Source organism: Amycolatopsis sp. PS_44_ISF1 (assembly GCF_032335455.1).
In the GTDB taxonomy this organism is placed as follows: Bacteria; Actinomycetota; Actinomycetes; order Mycobacteriales; family Pseudonocardiaceae; genus Amycolatopsis.
Window position 1 is genome coordinate 475,203 of sequence record NZ_JANUXO010000003.1, and the last position, 17,514, is coordinate 492,716.

Genomic DNA, 17,514 nt, shown 5'->3' on the forward strand with positions numbered 1-17,514 from the left:
CGCTCGGGGCACTGCACTGGGTAACGTAGGAGGCACCAGTTCGGGAAGGGAGGCGCGTGATGACCGTGCTGTTGCGTGAGGCGATCGGTGATCGGCTCCGTCATGCCCGCACCAACCAGCGTCGAACGCTGCGTGACATCTCTCGCGCCGCCAGGGTGAGCCTCGGGTACCTGTCCGAGGTCGAGCGTGGTCAGAAGGAGGCTTCCAGCGAGCTGCTGGCCTCCATCTGCGACGCACTGGAGCTTCCCCTGGGCGAGTTGCTGCACAAGGTCGCGGCCGATGTCTCGGCCCTCGACAAGGTCGAGGTCGCCCCGGTCGGCGAGCGAGGGGCCGAAGGCGCGCCGCGGGAGACCGTGCCCGAGCGGGAGGCGCCGGCCCGGACCGGCGGGTTCGAGGGCGGCAGCCTGCTACCCGAGCTGATCGGCGACGACCTGTCCGACCTGCGGCTTTCGCCGTCGCCGCGGCTCAACCCCACTCTGCGGACCACGATCGGCGTGCCGAAGCTCGCGTCGACCATCGCTGCGTGATCATCGCCGCACGACCACGCTTCGCACCCGCACGGCCCCGGGCAGTCACCCGGGGCCGTGCGTTTCTGCCCGGGACGGATCGGGGCCATCCCTGAATTCCCCCGGGGTCGCCTGGAACGACGACGGCCGACCTGACACGATGGAACCCAACGCCGGGGTCGGGACGTTGTGTGAACTAGGGGAGTGACGCCCCACCTCGAGGTAACTGAGGCCCGTGGGACGCAAGAAGGCAGGCGGAGGAGATGGCCAACCCGTTCGTGAAGTTCTGGAAGTACATGATGGCGGCGTTCTCGTCGAAGATCGACGAGCACGCCGACCCGAAGGTACAGATCCAGCAGGCCATCGAGGAGGCACAGCGCAACCACCAGGCGCTGACGCAGCAGGCCGCCTCCGTGATCGGCAACCAGCGCCAGCTGGAGATGAAGCTCAACCGGCAGCTCGGCGACGTGGAGAAGCTGCAGGCCTCGACCCGTCAGGCCCTGGTGCTGGCCGACGAGGCCCGGGGCAAGGGTGACGAGCAGAAGGCGACCGAGTTCGAGAACGCGGCGGAGAGCTTCGCCGCGCAGCTGGTCACCGCCGAGCAGAGCATCGAGGACCTGAAGACCCTGCACGACCAGTCGCTGCAGGCGGCTGCGCAGGCCAAGAAGGCGGTCGAGCGCAACGCGACCATGTTGCAGCAGAAGCTGGCCGAGCGCACCAAGCTGCTCTCGCAGCTGGAGCAGGCGAAGATGCAGGAGCAGGTCTCCGCCTCGCTGAACCAGATGAGCCAGCTGGCCGCCCCGGGCAACACCCCGTCGCTGGAGGAGGTCCGCGACAAGATCGAGAAGCGCTACTCCACGGCGCTCGGCTCGGCCGAGCTCGCGCAGAACTCGGTCCAGGGCCGGATGCTCGAGGTGCAGCAGTCGGCCACGCAGATGGCGGGCCACTCGCGGCTGGAGCAGATCCGCAACTCCATGCGCGGCGACTCGGTCGCGCAGGTCACCGACGGCGGCGCGGCGGCGAAGGCCCCGGCGGCCGGTGGTGCCGGTAGCGCCGGTAGCGCGGACATCCAGCGGGAGATCCAGGCCCGCGTGCAGGCCGAGCAGGGCAAGAACCCGGCCTGACCACCGCGTCGAGGCCGTACCAACTCCGGGGGCGTGCGTGATGGGCAACAGCGGCAGAAGACGGGACTTCAGCGAGTTCAACGCCAAGCTCGAGAAGCACATCGAACGGCTGCCGGACTACGCCCAGCGGGCGCAGGAGAAAGCCCAGCGCGCCCAGGAGAAACTGCAGCGGTACTTCCCGCCGGCCGACCAGGCCGGCGGGAAGCCCGCCGCTCAGCCGTCACCACGACCGGAGCCCTCAGCGGGGCACTTCCAGCACCGGCCCTCGCCGCGCCCGCTCGTGCCGCGGCGTTCCACCCTGCCCACCACGTTCGCCGCGGTCGCCGGGCAGGTGCCCGCGGTCGCGGAGGCCCGGCAGAAGTGGAACCGGTGGAACGAGCCCGCGGCCAAGCTGGCCCGCCGCAAGCGGCGTACGTCCCGGGTGCTGACCCTGTGGGTCCTGATCACCATCCTGCTCGGCGTGCTGACCGTGCTGGCCGCGACCGGGCTGCTCGCCACCGGGCGGCCGGATGTGGCCCAGGCCGTGCTGACCGGGTTCGCCACGGTGGTGTTCGGCACGTTCAGCGTGCGGACCGGGCTCAAGCTGCGCGGCCTCAACCAGATCCGGCTGCCGTCCACGCCGAGCGCGCCGCCGCCGCTGCCCGCGGCCGGCTCCCTGGCCCGGGAGCCGATGGAGCGCCTGGCGGAATCGGAAGCCTCCCTGGCTGAGCTGCTGAACCAGCTTTCGGTGCCGTCCCCGCTGGGCACCTTGCCCGTGCCGGAGATCTCGGTGGCCGACGCCCGGGCGACGGCCGAGCAGGCTGCGCAAGCGCTGCGCGGGCTGGCCGGGCGGATCCAGGCCATCGAACGCGGCCGCAACTCGGCGCCGTCGCGGGAGCGCGGCGCCCTCGACGCGGCCGTGGGCAAGCTGCGGGAGCAGCTCGACGACGGCATCGAGGGCTACGGCGGCCTGGTCGCCGCCGCGGGCCGCGCGGTCGCCGCCAGCAGCGACGGGCTGGGCGCCTCGCGCGAAGCCCTCACCGACGCCACCGACCACCTCGCCGGGCTCGCGCTGGCCCTCAAAGACCTCTCCTGATCCGGTTCCGGGACGACACCCCGGCCCAAGCGGCCGCACCCGGCGTCTGGACGGCAGCGCGGCGATCGAGGATCGAAACACGGGCGTAATCGGAATCGTCCGGCCGCGGAAACGTGGGCTGCTTAACGTATTTCCCAGGCCACCGGTGGGCGCATCCGACCGGGACGGTGCTGAGCCCTGAGGTTCCGCGCCGCCGCACGCGCACGGTGCGACGGCCCGCAGTGGATCTGTACACAGTGGACTTTCTCGAAGCGCCGAGGAAAGGACGCCCCGTGACCACGCTCCCGCCGGAAGCCGAACCCGTCCCCGTTGCCCAGCCCAGCGCGCACCAGCGGGTGGTGGCCGCCTTCGACCGGATCGCCGCGGCCGGCCGCCCCGAAATCTGGATCACGCTGCGCGCCCGGGAGGAGGTGCTGCTCGACGCGAAGGCCGTCGACGAGCGGGTCCGGGCCGGCGAGCACCTCCCGCTGGCCGGGACGGTGCTCGCGGTGAAGGACCTCGTCGACGTCGCCGGGACGCCGACCACCGCCGGTTGTCCCGGCTTCTCCCGCGTTCCCGCGACCAGCGCGACGGTGGTCTCACGGCTCACCGCGGCCGGCACGGTGGTGCTCGGCAAGACCAACCTGGACCAGTTCGCGTCCGGGCTCACCGGTACCCGCAGCCCGTACGGCCCGGTGGCCTCGGCACTCGGCCCCGACCGGGTGGCGGGCGGGTCCAGCAGCGGCTCCGCCGTGGCCGTGGCGCTGGGCATCGCGGATCTGGCGCTGGGCACCGACACCGGCGGCTCGGGCCGGGTGCCCGCGGCGCTGAACGCGGTGGTCGGGCTCAAACCCACCCTCGGGCTGGTGCCGAAGACCGGCGTGGTCCCGGCAGCACCTTCGTTCGACTGCGTTTCGGTGTTCGCCCGCAGCCTGGCCCTCGGCCAGCGCGCGCTGGCCGTGATGACCGGGCCCGACGGCGTCGACCCGGCCGTGCGCGTCTGGCCCGCCGATGTCCGGCTGAGCGCCGGGCCCCGGCCGCGCGTCGCGATCCCGGACGAGGCCGGTCTCGCCCCGCTCGGCGCCGCCGCCCGCCAGGCGTTCCACGTCGCGGTGCGCGCGCTGGAGGCCGCCGGCGCGAGCATCGAGGCCGTGGACGTCAGCACCCTCCTGGACGCCGGGAAACTGCTCTACGGCAGCGCTTTGGTGGCCGAACGGCACGCCTCGGCGGGGGAGTTCCTGGCCGGGCACCCGGAGGGGGCCGACCCCACGGTCTCCGGCATCGTCGCGGCCGCGGGCCGGCACCTCGCGCACGAGCTGGCCGAAGTCCAAGGCCGCGTGGCCGAACTGCGCGCACGGTCCCGGGAAGTCCTCGCCGGCCACGACGCCCTGCTGCTGCCCACGGTCACCGACCACCCGGCGATCACCGAGGCACTGGCCGACCCGGTCGGCGTGAGCAGCCGGCTCGGCCGGTACAGCAGCTTCGTCAACGTGCTCGACTTCGCGGCCGTCACGGCGCCGGTGGCGCCGGGGGACCAGCGGCCGTTCGGCGTCACCATCGCCACCCGGGCGTTCGAGGATCAGATCGGGTTCGACCTGGCCGCGGTGCTCACCGGTGAGCAGGAGCGCGAACCGTATCCGGTGGAGGGCATCGACGTGGTGGTCTTCGGCGCGCACCTGCGCGGCCAGCCGCTGCACGGATGCCTCGACTGCGCCCGGTTCACCGGGCCGGTCCGCACCGCCGAGCGGTACCGCATGGTGCGGCTGGAGGCCGAACCGCCGCAGCCCGGGGTGCTCCCGGGCGAAACGGCTCTCGACGGCGAGCGCTGGCGGTTCTCCCCCGGGGCGTTCGGCCGGTTCGCCGGCGGGCTGCCGGAGCCCCTGGTCCTCGGGCGGGTCGAGCTGGAGGACGGCAGCACGGTGCTCGCGGTGCTGGCCGGCCACGGCGTCACGGGTGAACCCCTGGACCGGTACGACTCTTGGCGCGGCTACCTGAGGTTCGTCAGCACGGCCGACCGGCGATCCCCCGGCTGATCCGGCGCACCAGCCCGGGCCCGTGCAGCGCGAAGCCGGAGTAGAGCTGGATCAGCGAAGCCCCGGCGTCGAGCATCCGCGACGCGTCGTCGGGGCCGAGGATGCCGCCGACGCCGATGATCGGCAGCCGGCCCCCGGTGCGCTCGTGGACGAACCGGACCACTTCGAGCGACCGCGCGGTCAGCGGGCGGCCGGACAGCCCGCCGGCCTCGGCGGCGAGGTGCGCTTCGGCCGGGGCGACGCCCTGGCGGGACAGGGTGGTATTGGTGGCGATCAGCCCGGAGACGCCGTGCTGCAGGCAGACCTCCAGCAGCTCGGCCAGCGCCTCGTCGGTGAGGTCGGGGGCGACCTTGACCAGCAGCGGGGTGTTCCCGCCCAGCTCGGCCGAGGTCCGGCGCAGCTCGCCCAGCAGCTCGGCCAGCGCGGTCTTGTCCTGCAGTTCGCGCAGCCCGGGGGTGTTCGGCGAGCTGACGTTGATGGCGAAGTAATCCGCGTACGGGTGCAGCGCGCGCAGCGAGAAGCGGTAGTCCTCCACGGCTTCGCCGAGCGGGGTCACCTTGGACTTGCCGATGCTGATCCCCAGCGGCACGGCCGGTTTCCCGTGGGCGGCCAGCCGGTCGGCGAGCGCCTGCGCGCCCTCGTTGTTGAAGCCCATCCGGTTGATCACGGCGTCGCTCGTGGGCAGGCTGAACAGCCTCGGCCGCGGATTGCCCGGCTGCGGGTACCGGGTCACCGTGCCAACCTCGACGAAACCGAATCCCAGTGCGGGCCAGGCCGCGAGCGCACGGCCGTTCTTGTCCATCCCGGCGGCCAGGCCGACCCGGTTGGGCAAGCGCAGACCGAGGAACGTCACCGGGTCTTCGGTGCGGTAGAGCGGGCTCAGCGGCCGGAGCGCGGGTGCGGTCCGGGCCAGCAGCGCGACGGTGCGCTCGTGCACCAGCTCGGGGTCGTGGAAGGCCAGCCGGTACAGCCCGGGCCGGACGATCTTGTCGAAGAGCACGGCCCCATGCTGCCCCATGCCCGGGCGCCCGGCGTCCGGAACCCGGTCAGCGTGTGGTCTTCCACTCGTCTTCGAGCACGGCGTAGACCAGCTCGTCGGTCCACCCGCCCTTGACGACCTCGTTCTCCCTCAGGTGGGCCTCCTGGCGCATACCGAGGCGTTCCATCAGGGCCTGGGACGCGGTGTTGCGGCTGTCGCAGCGGCCGACGATCCGGTGCAGGCCCAAGTCTTCGAAGCCCAGCCGCAGCAGTTCGGTGACCGCCTCCAGGGCCAGCCCCCGGCCGTGGTGGTCGGGGTGGAAGACGAAGCCGATCTCGCCCTGGCGGTGCTCGGCGCTCAGGTACTCGAGGTTCAGGTCGCCGATCAGCCGGCCGGTGGCGGCGAGCTCGACGGCCACGGCGAGCATCTGGCCGTCCTGGCTGATGGTCGAGCTGTGCACGCGCTTCGCGAGGGCGGCGGCCGACTCGGCCTGGCTGCGCGGGCTCCAGTACAGGTAGCGGGTCACGTCGGCGCGGGACTGGATCGAGTTCAGCGCGTCGAGGTCGTCCGGCCGGAACGGGCGCAGCACGATCCGCTCGGTGGCGATCGGATAGTCGGGCCTGAGCACGCCGTTCAGGCTGGCCACCTTCGTCCGTACAGGATGGGTATCCGCCGTCGGCTCCGGCCGGAGCCGACGGGGAAGTGCGAAAGATCGAGGGGTGCTCCCGGGGCGGCTCTCGGACGCCGTCAAACGTCCGAGCCCGAGCCGGACCGGTGCCCGAGGGCCCCGGGAGCCCGGTGGCTGCCTGGTATTCGCTATCAGGCACACACGCGAAGCAGGCGATGAGCCGAAGGTGGCTCGTGTTGCATCGCTGCTCAAAGTCCCTACGCGTGCTATCCGCTAGCGGACAGTCACCTCACGAGTCCTGTGTGAATACAACTTAGGACCACCTCCTCTCTCGTGTAAGACCACGCTAACCGCGAACCTCGGTGCGCGGCAACATCAATTCCGTGATCGGCGGCCGGGCGCGGTCTGCGTCCGCCGTCCGCGAACGCGCGGGGCTCAGCCCGCCGGGGCCGGTCCGGGCTGGCAGCGCGGGCAGAACCAGGTCGGCCGGCGCCGGACGCCCTCGCCCTGATCGGCCACCCGCACCCGGCCCCCGCAGCGGAAGCAGCCCGGGCGGCCGCGTCCGTACACCCAGTTCTGCCGGCCGCGGCCGGGGTCGCCGGTGGTGATCTGCTCGTGCCGCCAGGCGTTGGCGAGCAGCAGCCGCCGGGCCAGTGCCACGGTCTTCGTCAAGTCCACTTCGGACACCGGAGTCCACGGCGAGACCCCGAGCAGGAAGCAGATCTCCACCTTGTACATGTTCCCCACGCCGGCCATGACCCGCTGGTCCAGCAGGGCTTCGCCCAGTTCGCGGCCCGGCTCGGCGCCCAGCGCGGCGACGGCGCGGGCCGCGTGCTCGTCGGTCCACTGTGGATCGAGCAGGTCGGGGCCGAGGTGGGCGACCAGCCCGGGCGCCTCGGCGGACGGCACGAGGTCCAGGTCGTGCAGGCGGAAGCCGACGGCCTCGAGGTCGGCGGTGGTCAGCACCACCCGCGCGTGATGGCCCGGAAGTGGCCACTTCGCCCCGGCCGCGTGGATCCGCCAGGTGCCGTCCATGCGCAGGTGGCTGTGCAGGGTCAGCTCACCGGAGAAGCGGGTGAACAGGTGCTTGCCCACCGTGTCGACGCCGAGCACCTCGTGCCCGGAAAGGTCCACCCCGGCCAGCGCGGGATGGCGGAACTCGCCCCGTACCAGCGTTTTCCCGGCCAGCGCCTTGTCGAGCAGCTTCCCGGCGAGGAAGACCGTGTCACCTTCGGGCACGGCTCAGCCCGCGTTGCCGGAGAGCTCGGCCGGCGCGTCGGTGGTGTCCGGCGAGTCCTCTTCGCTGCGCACCCGGTGGCGTCCGGCGCGGCTGGAGCGCAGGATCTTGGCCAGCACCATGTTGAACGTCAGCGCGATCTCCTGCGCGCCGGGCGAGTGCCATTCGTGGATCGGGCTGCACGCGCCCTGGGCCTGCTGCACCGCCAGCCGGTCCGGGATCGCCGTCGGCATCACCAGGGAGCCGAAGTTCTCCCGCAGCTCCGCGACCCGGAACTGGTGCTCGTAGGAGCGCACGCGCAGCTTGTTCACCAGCACCCCGATCGGGCGCAGGTCCGGGTTGTGCTCCTCGCGGATCCGCTCGATCGCCTCCAGCGCGCGCTGGGCGCCCGCCACCGCGTACATCGTGGGCTCGGTGACGATCAGCGCGCTGTCCGCCGCGACCAGCGCCGACTTGGTCAGCCGGCCCAGCGACGGCGGGCAGTCGACGATCGCCAGCTCGTACGGGTCTTCGCGCAGCGGCCGCTGGTGCAGCTCGTCGAGCGCGCGGGAGAGGTTCTCCAGCCGGCGGCCCTCGTCGCCGGGTTCGTTGAGCAGCTCCAGCTCCTCGGCGCCGACCAGGACGTCGACCTCCTCGGACCACACGCTCGGCGCGATGGCCCGCTCCAGCACGGCGCGGGCCGGGGTCTCCAGGACGTCGGCGAGCGTGGCGTCGGTGTAGGGCGGGTCGAGCGAGGTGGTGGCGTTGCCTTGCGGGTCGAGGTCGGCGACGAGGGTCCGCGTCCCCCTACGCAGCGCGGCCGACGCGATACCGAGCGCGACCGTCGTTTTGCCGACGCCACCCTTGAGGCTGAGTACGGCGACCGTGTGCACTCGGCACAGCCTACGGCCCGTCGCCCGGATCGGCGCCGAGGAAGGGGCCGAACACCGCTGCCGGGCGGTGCGGGTGACGGCGAGTGACCAGGACAGGGGCACTACCCTGTCCGACTATGAACACGGACACCGTGGCCGCCCGGGGTTCCGGCGCCGTTCGCCGGGCGCTCGAGGCGGAGCTGCGCGCGGCCCGCGCCCGGGGGGTGGAGCAGCCCGTCGTGGTCGACGTCGGTGGGGGCAGCGGCGGCTGGGCGGTGCCCTTCGCGCGGGCCGGCTGCCTGGTCACCGTGGTCGAGCCCAGCTTGGACGCGCTGGCCACGCTCCGGCGGCGCGCGGAGGAGGAAGCGGTCTCGCACCGGATCACGGTGATCGCGGACGACTCCGACGCCCTCGCGGCCCACGTGCCGGCCGGTTCGGCCGACCTGGTGCTGGCCCACGGACTGCTCGAGGTGGTCGACGACCCGGCCGTGGTGCTCGCCGCGCTCGCGGCCGCCGTCGCACCCGGCGGGGCCGTCTCGGTGCTGGTGGCCAACCGCAACGCGGCCGTGCTGCACCGCGCGCTGGCCGGCCGGATCGCCGAAGCCCAGCGGCTGCTCGACGGGGATGGCGGCGTCGCGCCGGGGGAGCGGGACACCGTGCTGCGCCGGTTCGACACGGCCGGGCTGACCGAGGGGCTGCTCGCCGCCGGGCTCGAGGTGAGCCTGCTGCAGGGGGACCGGGTGATCTCGGACGTGGTGGCCGGCGAGGTCCGCGAAGACGAGCTGGCGGAGTTCGAACTGGCCGCTTCGGTGGTGCCCGCGCTGCGCGACGTCGCGGCCCGGCTGCACGCGATGGCCCGGCGCGCCTGAAACTGTCGGTGCCCCCGGGTAGCGTCCGCGGGCGTGGGGAGAAACACCGAACTGCCGAGCGGGATGGCCCGCTACCGCGTCACCACCGGGGCCGCGGCGCTGCCGGACGACACCGGCTGCCCGATCCTGCACGTCGACATGGACGCGTTCTTCGTCGCCTGTGAGCTGCGCACGCGGCCCGAGCTGGTGGACCGGCCGGTGGTCGTGGCCGGTGGCGGCCCGCGCTCGGTGGTGGCCGCGGCCAGCTACCCGGCCCGCCGGTTCGGGGTGCGCTCGGCGATGCCGTTCTCCATGGCGAAGCGCTTGTGCCCGCAGCTGGTCTGCATCCAGCCCACCTCAGGGCTCTACGGCGAGGTCTCGCGGGGCGTGATGGACATCTTCCGGGAGCTGACCCCGCTGGTCGAGCCGCTGAGCCTGGACGAGGCGTTCCTGGACGTCGGCGGCGCGCTGCGGCGGCTGGGGGCCACCCCGGCCCAGCTGGGCGCGCGGATCCGGGAACGGGTGGTGGCCGAGCACGGGATCACCTGTTCGGTGGGCGTGGCGAAGGTGAAGTACATCGCCAAGCTCGCCTCGGGCATGGCGAAGCCGGACGGCATGGTGGTGGTCCCGGCGGCGGAGACGCTGGCGTTCCTGCACCCGCTGCCGGTCTCGGCCCTTTGGGGCGTCGGGCAGCGCACCGAGGAGCACCTGCGCCAGCAGGGTCTGCACACGATCGCCGACGTCGCCGCGGCCCCGCCGGCCCGCCTGCGGCGGTCGGTGGGCCGCGCGGTCGGCGACCACCTGTGGGCACTGGCCAACGGCCACGACGACCGCGCGGTGGTCCCGGAGTCGGCGGAGAAGTCGATCGGCGCCGAGCGCACCTTCGACGTCGACCGGCACAGCCGCGCCGAACTGGGCCTGGAACTGCTCCGCCTGGCCGAACGGGTCGGCGCCACCCTGCGCGCCCGCGGGCTGCGCGGCCGCACCGTCTCGATCAAGGTCCGCTTCGGCGACTTCCGCACCATCACCCGCGCCCGCACCCTCCCCTCGGCCACCGACGTGGCCCGCGACATCCACCGCACCACCGTGGAGCTGCTGGCCGAGCACGCCCCCACCGGCCCGGTCCGCCTGATCGGCGTCCGCGTCGAGAGCCTCGACACCGGCGAAGGCGGCGAGCAGCTCCAGTTCACCAGCACCGAACCCCGCTGGCGCGACGCGGAACTGGCCGCCGACATCGCCCGCACCAAGTACGGCGCCGCAGCCGTCCGTCCGGCGTCGCTACTGGCCCCACGAGGGGAGTGAAGCTGCTGGTGGGCCTGGCCGGGAGGCGCCGCGCTTTGCCGGAAGGTTGTGGGCTTTGCCGGGAGGCGCTGGGGCTGCCTGAAGGCGCCGGGATTTGCCTGAGGGCGCTGGGGCTTGCCGATAGTTTCTGGAGTCTGCCGGGCGTCTCCGGGATTTGCCGGGCGTGTTCGTGGTTGGCCGGAAGTTTCCGGAGGCTGCCGGGGGGTTGCTAGGCATCTTTGGGGTTCGCCGGGCCTACTGGCGGCTATGCCGGGCCGTCGCTGGCTTCTGGCGATTGTGCCGAGGGGCCTGGACGGACCCGGCCCTGTCCGCCCAGACCGCATCGGTCCGGTGCGGCCCGGCTCTGCCCGGACCGATCTGGCCTGGAATGGACCTGGCCTGGCCTGCCTTGAACCGGACCGGACTTGGACCGGACCGGACCTGGCTTGGCCTGCCTTGGACCAGACCTGGCTTGGACCGGACCGGACCGGACCTGGCCTGGCTTGGCCCGGATCTGGCCTGGACTGGACCTGGCCCGGACCGAGTCTGGCCTGGCCTTGCCTGGCCTGGGTCCGGATCGGATCTGGCCTGGACCGGGCGGGCCGGACCGGCCCGGCGGTACCTCGGGCAATGCTGCAACCGCACCGGGCGCCTTGTCCACACGCCCCGGGATCGAGTCGTCGCCGGGGGCGGGGGTCCCGGCCGGAGTTGTCACCACCCCGTGGGGTGATGGCCGGGTTCCGTGGCGCAGCGGATCTCGGACCGACCGACGGACGGGTCCGATGGGGTCACCGGGGCCGGACGGAAGGGTCGGCGCAGGCTGCCTGGGGTGTGCCCGACCTGGTGGGTGGCGTGAGTTCGGTCGCGGTGACCCCGGGTCGACCCACGTCGAGCGAGATTTCTCCCAATTTGATCCCGTCCGGATGCGGGATCGGGTAGTCGGACGCGCGCGGGGCTCGTATCCTGGACAGTGCCACCCCGCCTGGGGTTGGCTGTTGGGTCCAGGACGTTGCGCGGCCCGGCGCCCGCGACAGCTGTGCCGGAGGAGGAAAGATGCCACTCTCCGAGCATGAGCAGCGGCTGCTCGATCAGATCGAGCGCGAGCTCTATGCCGAGGACCCCAAGTTCGCATCGACGGTGCGAGGCACCCGGATGCGCCGGCCCGCCCGCCGGCGGCGCATCCAGGGGATCGCCCTGTTCGTGGTGGGCGTCGCGCTGCTGGTGCTGGGGGTGGTGGTGCCCGTGCTGCGGGTCGCCGACATCCCGCTGATCAGCGTGCTCGGGTTCCTCGTGATGTTCTTCGGGGTGTTGATGGCCATGTCGGCCCTGCGCCAGGGCGACAGCGGCAAGGACAGCGGCCCCCACGACAGCGGGGGAGGCGGCGGCAAGCAGCCGAGCCGTCGCAGCTCGTTCACCCAGCGCATGGAGGAACGTTTCCGCCAGCGCTTCGAAGAGCAGTAACGCGCCACGGCTTTCGAGATCCGCGCCTCGTCCCTCATGGGGGCGGAGTGCGGATTTCTCGTGCGCGCGAACGACGATCCGCGGCGGGCTGCGCGTCGCTCCGGCTGACGCGAACGGCCCGTTCGCTCCCACCGCGCGGACAGGTCCGCTCATCACCCGGGTGCGAGGCCAGCCCGCTCCCGGGCCTCGGCCGGCCACCGGTTCCCGGCAACCGCCGGGCCACGGTCAGGAACGGCGGCGCAGCACCGACTTCGGGAACAACCGGCCGCGCCAGGGCAACGGGGCGGTCCGGCCCAGACCGCGGCGCAGCTCGTCGAACGACGGGCCCAGCTGCGGATCCGCGGCGGGGACGTCGCTGTACCAGGTCCGCTCGACCGCGTCGACCACCGTGCGCAGGCTCTCGCGGCCGGACTCGTCCAGGTGATTGCCCGCGGCGATCTTCCGGCCGGCCACCCGGACGGTGTCGCTGTCCGAGATCGGCACCCCCCGGTCGGCGCACTCGGCCTTCAGCTCCCGCCAGGCCGCGTCCGCGGCATCCGGCGCGTGGGTCGCGATGGCCTGGAGACGGCGGCGGCGCAGGAAGTCGCGCACGGCGGCCGGGCCGCCGAGTCCCGCGAGCACCAGCACCACGATCAGCGCGAACCACCAGGCCACCAGCGCGGCCAGGAACCCGGCCGCGGCCACGAACAGCACGCCCGCGGCCAGGGGCAGCCACAGCGCGGCCAGGTGGACGCGACCGGGAGCCGCGGCGGGGGCGTGGACCAGCAAGCTGCCGTCCGCGTCCGGTGGCGGCGGGACGCCGGAACTCGCCGCCGGGCTCCCCGGGCCGCCGCGCCGTCGCGAAGAACGCAGCAGGTACGCCAGCAGCACGGCCACACCGCCGAGCACCGCCAGCACGGCGGCGAGCACGAGCAGCCAGCCGTTGCCCGGACCCTGGTCCGGAGCCGGTCCGGGCGCGGCCTGGCCCGGGTTCTTGGCCTGCGGGCCGTTCGCCGAGGGGGCGTTGGACTTCGGCGCGGTCGGCACGTCTTCGGTCGCGTTCGGCTGCTGGGTGCCGGGATCGTTCTGCTGCAGGTACGGCGGGACGATGCCACGGCCGTCGGCCAGCGGCGTCGGGTCGAAGCTGACCCACCCCTTGTCGCCGAAGTACGCCTCGACCCACGCGTGTGCGTCCTGCGAGCTGATCGACTGGTAGTCGCCCCGCTGCACGCCCGGGGTGAAGCCGATCGCGACGCGCGCGGGGATGTGCGCCACCCGCAGCATCACCGCCATCGCGGACGCGTACTGCTCGCAGTATCCGCGCTTGCCGTTGAGGATGAAGTCGGCGAGCGCGTCGGCGTCGGTGGCGTCGGCGGTCTTGGTGTCGTAGACGAAACCGTTCTGTGCGCTGAAGAACTGCCACAGCGCGCTCGCCTTGTCGAAATCGTTGGCCTGGCCCGCCACGATCTGGTCGGTCTTCGCGACCACGCGCTGGTCGACGCGGCTGATGGTCCGGTAGATCGCCGGCACCTCGTCGGACTTCGGTTCGGTGACGCGCAGGTCCGCAGCGGTCGGCTCCTGGAGCGAAGCCGTCTCGACGTACGGGGGCGCGGGCTCGCTCTTCGTGGTGAAGACGGAGCCGCTCACCCGGTCGTACAGCCACTGCGGCGAGACGCCGCGAAGGGCGCGCGGGGCGCCGTAGACCGGCAGCCAGTTGTCGACCCAGCGGGTGGGCTGGATCTGGATCTGCCGGGAGACGCTGCTGCCGTCGTCGCCGGGGGCCGCGGGCAGGGTGGAGCCGGCGAGCACGCCGGTCTGCGCCTGGCCGTCGCCGCGCAGGCCCCAGCCCTTGTTCGGCGTGTAGGTGTCGAGGGTGAACGCGCGCAGCAGCCGCCGGTCCGAGCCGAGGCCGCGGACCTGGAACAACTCGGTGTTCGCGCCCTGGTCGAGCAGCCCGCGCAGCTGCGTGAACGGGGCCCCGCCGAACCCGCCCGCGCCGTCTCCGCCGGTGCCGCCACTGGCCCCGAACGGGATCTTGCCGACCGTGCCGACCACGGTGATCCCACCGCCGAGCAGTCCGAGCGCGAGGGCGGCGCCGACCACGGCCACGGGGGCCTGCAGCGCTCGGGCGGGGCCGCCAGAGCCCGGGGCGTCACGGGTGCGCCAGCGCCGGTGGCGGTGGCTGCCGTCGATGGCGAGCAGGCAGGGGAACGCGGCCGCGCCGAGCAGGAAGGTCCACCACGGCAGCAGGCTGTCGGACAGCGCCGCGGGCACCGCGTAGACGCACAGCAGCACCAGTCCGGTGGCGGCCGGGGCCGCGGCGGACACCGCGAGCGTGTCGACGAGCACCGCGACCAGCCCGATCGCGATCGTCACCAGGCACAGGATCGGCTGCGTGCCCTCGACCGGCGGCAGTCCGGTGCGGATCTGCTCGGCCGAGGCCACGAGCGTCGCCTGCAACTCCCCGAACGCCGTCGGGCCGGGGAAGACCTTCAGGACGCCTTGGGTGGTGAACGCGCCGGTGACCAGGAACAGCAGCACCAGCAACTGACCGAGCCCGACGACCACGGTCGGCGCCCGCAGCGAGCGCAGCGCCAGCCCGGTCGCCGCGACCAGGATGACGGCGACCAGCAGGTACCCGAACCACGCCCAGCCGTGCACGACACCGGTCAGCGAGGTGGCCGCGCAGAGCGTCGCGCCCCCCGCCGCGGCCGGAGGCAGCACACCGCTCGCCCACGCCGATTCCGGCGCCGCAGGCCGCGGTGTGGGCGTGTGCGGAATCGGCGGACGCGGCGGGGCCGTGGCGGTCATCGGACACCCCCGGTCAGCCGGACGGGACGGCCCGGGCCCACGGTGGCCGGGCGCGCGGTGGCCCGATCTTCAGCGGTCCAATTCGCAGGGTCCCAATTCGCAGCGGTCCAATTCCCAGCGGCCGAGTGCGGGGGAGCGGTGTGAACCACCTGCGGCGCCGCGGTTTGCGAGCCACCCACTGCTACCGCCCTCATCGCTGGCCGCCGATCAGGGCGCCGCGGTGGGAACCGGTGCGGCAGAGTTCGGACCACAGTTCGGGCATCGGCGAATCCGGGCCGGCGACGACCACGCCCCAGCCGGCGGCGCGGAGCAGTTCGGCCGAGTCTCCGGTGGCCGAGGCGCGCTGGCCGGTCGGGGGGCCGGACCAGCTCGGGGTGTCCAGCAGGACCGCGAGGCTGCGGACGCCGCGGCGGCGGTAGCGGGACAGCTCGTGCACCGACTCCGCGCTGACCGTGCCCAGCACGGCGATCAGCTCCTGGCCTTCCGCCGGGTCGTGGCCGAGGGTGATGTCGCGCTGGTGCGCGGGCTGCAGGGTGGCCAGCGCGTCGAGCACGACGTTGTCGTAGCCGTCGCCGCTGTCGGCCGGGGCATCGGCCAGGGTCAGGCCGTGCTCGTTGACCAGCCGCACGTGGTGGCCCGAGCGGCGCAGGTGCAGGGCCACCGAGGCGGTGAACGACACGGCCCACTCCAGGCTGGCCGCCGGGCCGGTGCCGTGGTGGGCGGCCGCGCGGTGGTCCAGCAGCAGGGTGGTGCCTCCGCGCCACGGGCGTTCCTCGACGCGGACCATGATCTCGTCGCGGCGCGCGGTGGAGCGCCAGTGCACCTTCCGCATGTCGTCGCCGGTGCGGTAGTGGCGCACGATCACGTCGGGCTCACCCTGACCCGCGTGCAGGCGGACGGTGCCGTCGTCGCCCGCGCCCGAGCCGGAACCGCCGGGCAGGCCCCACAGCGAAACCACCCGCGGAACCACGACCAGGCGCGAGTGGCCGATCAGCTCACGTTCGAACTCGCACAGCCCGAACGGGTCGGTGATGGTCGCGCGCAACGGTCCGACCTGCTGGATCCCGCGCAGCACCGGCTTCAGCGGGTAGCGCAGCAGCACCCGGCGGTCGTGCGGCAGCCGCTCGACCACGAACCGCGGCCGCGAGCCCAGTGCGTAGGGCACGCCGTCCTCGAGCAGCACCTCGCCGCCCGGCAGCCGTCCGCTGCGCCACAGCTCGAGGTGGACCTCGCTGCTCGCCCCGGCCGAGACGCGCTCCGGCCGCAGCGCCCGCGCCGCGCCGAGGCGCAGCCGGGTGGCCGAGATGTACGCGGCGACCAGCATCGGCAGCGCCACCACGAAGATGGCGACGCGCAGCAGGTCACGCTCGTTGAGCACCAGCGAGCACACCGCCGCGGCGATGCCCGCGGCCAGGAGGCAGCGGCCGCGGGTGGTCAGGCCGGACAGTGCGCGCAGCATGCGGTCCTCTCTGCTTCGGGGGAGCTACGACCGGGTCCCGGCCGAGCCCTGCGGGACGGGCACGCGGTGCAGCACGGCGCGTACCACGTCGGTGGCCGAGCGGCGGGCCGCGTGCGCCTCGGTGGTGAGCACCAGCCGGTGCGCCAGCACGGGACCGGCGACCGCGTGCAGGTCGTCCGGGACCACGTACTCCCGGCCGGACAGCGCGGCCTGCGCCCGCGCCGCCCGCACCAGGTGCAGCGTCGCGCGGGGGGAGGCGCCGAGCCGGATCTCCGGGGCCTGCCGGGTCGCGGCGGCCAGGTCCACGGCGTACCGGCGGACCTCCGGGGCCATGTGGATCGCGCGCACCGTCTCGATCAGCCGCTCGACCGCCGCGCCGTCGGACACCGGGCCCAGCTCCGCCAGCGGGTTGTGCCCGGCGTGCTCGTCGACCATGGCCAGCTCGGCCGCCTGGTCGGGGTAGCCGATGGACACCCGCGCGGTGAACCGGTCGCGCTGGGCCTCGGGCAGCGCGTAGGTGCCCTCCATCTCGATCGGGTTCTGCGTGGCGATCACCATGAACGGCGCGTCGAGCCGGTAGGTGCTCGTGTCCACCGTGACCTGGTGCTCCTCCATGCACTCGAGCAGCGCCGACTGCGTCTTCGGCGAGGCCCGGTTGATCTCGTCGCCCACCACGATGTTGGCGAACACCGGTCCGGGCCGGAACTCGAACTCGCCGGTCTGCCGGTTGTAGATGGAGACGCCGGTGACGTCGCTGGGCAGCAGGTCCGGGGTGAACTGGACCCGGCTCACGGTGCAGTCGATGGACCGGGCCAGCGCCTTGGCCAGCGAGGTCTTGCCCACTCCCGGCACGTCTTCGACCAGCAGGTGGCCCTCGGCCAGCAGGGTGACCAGCGCGATCCGGATGACCTCGGGCTTGCCGACCAGCACCCGCTCCACGTTCGCGGCGATCCGGCGGGCCGTTTCCTGCACCTCTTCGAGGGAGGCTTCGAGGGAGGCCCGGGGTGCGTGGCCGTTCGGTCGCCCGTTCGGGGACTCAGCCGCCGGGTAGGCCGGCTGCCCGCCCGCCTCGCCCGGGGTCGCGGCGGCGGAAGCGGACTGGGTTCTCGACGTCACTCGTCCTCCTGGTGGCGCAGGGCTGTGCGGGTTTAACCGGCTCCGCCGGGTCGCTCACTGTCCACGCAGCGATCAGCCTCCCCTTCAGTGTGTCAAACCTGGGCGAACTCGGCGGCGCAACCCCGCGAACACCCACTGATGACGCTG

General features: G+C 73.3%; 13 protein-coding genes and 1 pseudogene. 7 read left to right on the forward strand and 7 right to left on the reverse strand.

Translation table 11 applies throughout. The features are described 5' to 3' along the window. Positions 1-59: 59 nt before the first annotated feature. The 4 genes and pseudogenes from NYF13_RS28510 to NYF13_RS28525 all read left to right on the forward strand — a co-directional run bounded on the left by NYF13_RS28510 (position 60) and on the right by NYF13_RS28525 (position 4,717). Positions 60-527 (forward strand): helix-turn-helix transcriptional regulator, encoded by a 468-nt coding sequence (locus NYF13_RS28510; protein ID WP_315660951.1) that lies wholly within the window; start codon positions 60-62, stop codon positions 525-527. Positions 528-769: 242 nt separating this feature from the next. Beyond that, positions 770-1,630: a PspA/IM30 family protein gene (locus tag NYF13_RS28515; RefSeq protein WP_315660953.1), complete on the forward strand. Its 861-nt coding sequence runs from the start codon at positions 770-772 to the stop codon at positions 1,628-1,630. Positions 1,631-2,226: 596 nt separating this feature from the next. After that, positions 2,227-2,346: pseudogene (locus tag NYF13_RS36830) on the forward strand (hypothetical protein); the annotation flags it as partial. A gap of 631 nt (positions 2,347-2,977) precedes the next feature. Further along, a complete protein-coding gene (locus tag NYF13_RS28525) occupies positions 2,978-4,717 on the forward strand; it encodes an allophanate hydrolase (RefSeq protein WP_315660956.1) in 1,740 nt (579 codons plus the stop codon). Here the strand turns inward: NYF13_RS28525 and NYF13_RS28530 are convergent. The 4 genes from NYF13_RS28530 to NYF13_RS28545 form a co-directional block, all read right to left on the reverse strand. Continuing rightward, positions 4,686-5,717, reverse strand: a complete 1,032-nt coding sequence (locus NYF13_RS28530) for a quinone-dependent dihydroorotate dehydrogenase (RefSeq protein ID WP_315660958.1) — start codon at positions 5,715-5,717, stop codon at positions 4,686-4,688. The genes NYF13_RS28525 and NYF13_RS28530 overlap by 32 nt on opposite strands. Before the next feature lie 46 nt (positions 5,718-5,763). After that, complete coding sequence (locus tag NYF13_RS28535) at positions 5,764-6,324, reverse strand: GNAT family protein (RefSeq protein WP_315660960.1); 561 nt, start codon at positions 6,322-6,324, stop codon at positions 5,764-5,766. Between the two features lie 435 nt (positions 6,325-6,759). After that, positions 6,760-7,563 (reverse strand): DNA-formamidopyrimidine glycosylase family protein, encoded by an 804-nt coding sequence (locus NYF13_RS28540; protein ID WP_315660962.1) that lies wholly within the window; start codon positions 7,561-7,563, stop codon positions 6,760-6,762. Positions 7,564-7,566: 3 nt separating this feature from the next. Beyond that, complete coding sequence (locus tag NYF13_RS28545; protein ID WP_315660964.1) at positions 7,567-8,433, reverse strand: ParA family protein; 867 nt, start codon at positions 8,431-8,433, stop codon at positions 7,567-7,569. A gap of 116 nt (positions 8,434-8,549) precedes the next feature. On the opposite strand from NYF13_RS28545, the gene NYF13_RS28550 reads away from it, so the two are divergent. The 3 genes from NYF13_RS28550 to NYF13_RS28560 all read left to right on the forward strand — a co-directional run bounded on the left by NYF13_RS28550 (position 8,550) and on the right by NYF13_RS28560 (position 12,002). Next, a complete protein-coding gene (locus NYF13_RS28550; protein WP_315660966.1) occupies positions 8,550-9,281 on the forward strand; it encodes a methyltransferase domain-containing protein in 732 nt (243 codons plus the stop codon). Positions 9,282-9,344: 63 nt separating this feature from the next. Beyond that, positions 9,345-10,562: a DNA polymerase IV gene (dinB, locus tag NYF13_RS28555; protein ID WP_315661261.1), complete on the forward strand. Its 1,218-nt coding sequence runs from the start codon at positions 9,345-9,347 to the stop codon at positions 10,560-10,562. Between the two features lie 1,032 nt (positions 10,563-11,594). Further along, positions 11,595-12,002, forward strand: a complete 408-nt coding sequence (locus NYF13_RS28560; protein ID WP_315660968.1) for a DUF3040 domain-containing protein — start codon at positions 11,595-11,597, stop codon at positions 12,000-12,002. A gap of 225 nt (positions 12,003-12,227) precedes the next feature. On the opposite strand, the gene NYF13_RS28565 is transcribed toward NYF13_RS28560, so the two are convergent. The 3 genes from NYF13_RS28565 to NYF13_RS28575 form a co-directional block, all read right to left on the reverse strand. Then, positions 12,228-14,792, reverse strand: coding sequence for a transglutaminaseTgpA domain-containing protein (locus NYF13_RS28565; RefSeq protein ID WP_315660970.1), 2,565 nt, complete (start codon positions 14,790-14,792; stop codon positions 12,228-12,230). Between the two features lie 190 nt (positions 14,793-14,982). Next, positions 14,983-16,251, reverse strand: a complete 1,269-nt coding sequence (locus NYF13_RS28570; protein WP_315660972.1) for a DUF58 domain-containing protein — start codon at positions 16,249-16,251, stop codon at positions 14,983-14,985. Positions 16,252-16,275: 24 nt separating this feature from the next. After that, entirely contained in the window at positions 16,276-17,367 is a 1,092-nt protein-coding gene (locus tag NYF13_RS28575; protein ID WP_315660974.1) for a MoxR family ATPase, read from the reverse strand. Positions 17,368-17,514: the final 147 nt, after the last annotated feature.

Coding starts and splice junctions, on each gene's coding strand:
- NYF13_RS28510 (WP_315660951.1), top strand. CDS start 60: ATGACCGTGCTGTTGCGTGAGGCGATCGGTGATCGGCTCCGTCATGCC.
- NYF13_RS28515 (WP_315660953.1), top strand. CDS start 770: ATGGCCAACCCGTTCGTGAAGTTCTGGAAGTACATGATGGCGGCGTTC.
- NYF13_RS28550 (WP_315660966.1), top strand. CDS start 8,550: ATGAACACGGACACCGTGGCCGCCCGGGGTTCCGGCGCCGTTCGCCGG.
- dinB (WP_315661261.1), top strand. CDS start 9,345: ATGGCCCGCTACCGCGTCACCACCGGGGCCGCGGCGCTGCCGGACGAC.
- NYF13_RS28560 (WP_315660968.1), top strand. CDS start 11,595: ATGCCACTCTCCGAGCATGAGCAGCGGCTGCTCGATCAGATCGAGCGC.
- NYF13_RS28565 (WP_315660970.1), bottom strand. CDS start 14,792: ATGACCGCCACGGCCCCGCCGCGTCCGCCGATTCCGCACACGCCCACA.
- NYF13_RS28570 (WP_315660972.1), bottom strand. CDS start 16,251: ATGCTGCGCGCACTGTCCGGCCTGACCACCCGCGGCCGCTGCCTCCTG.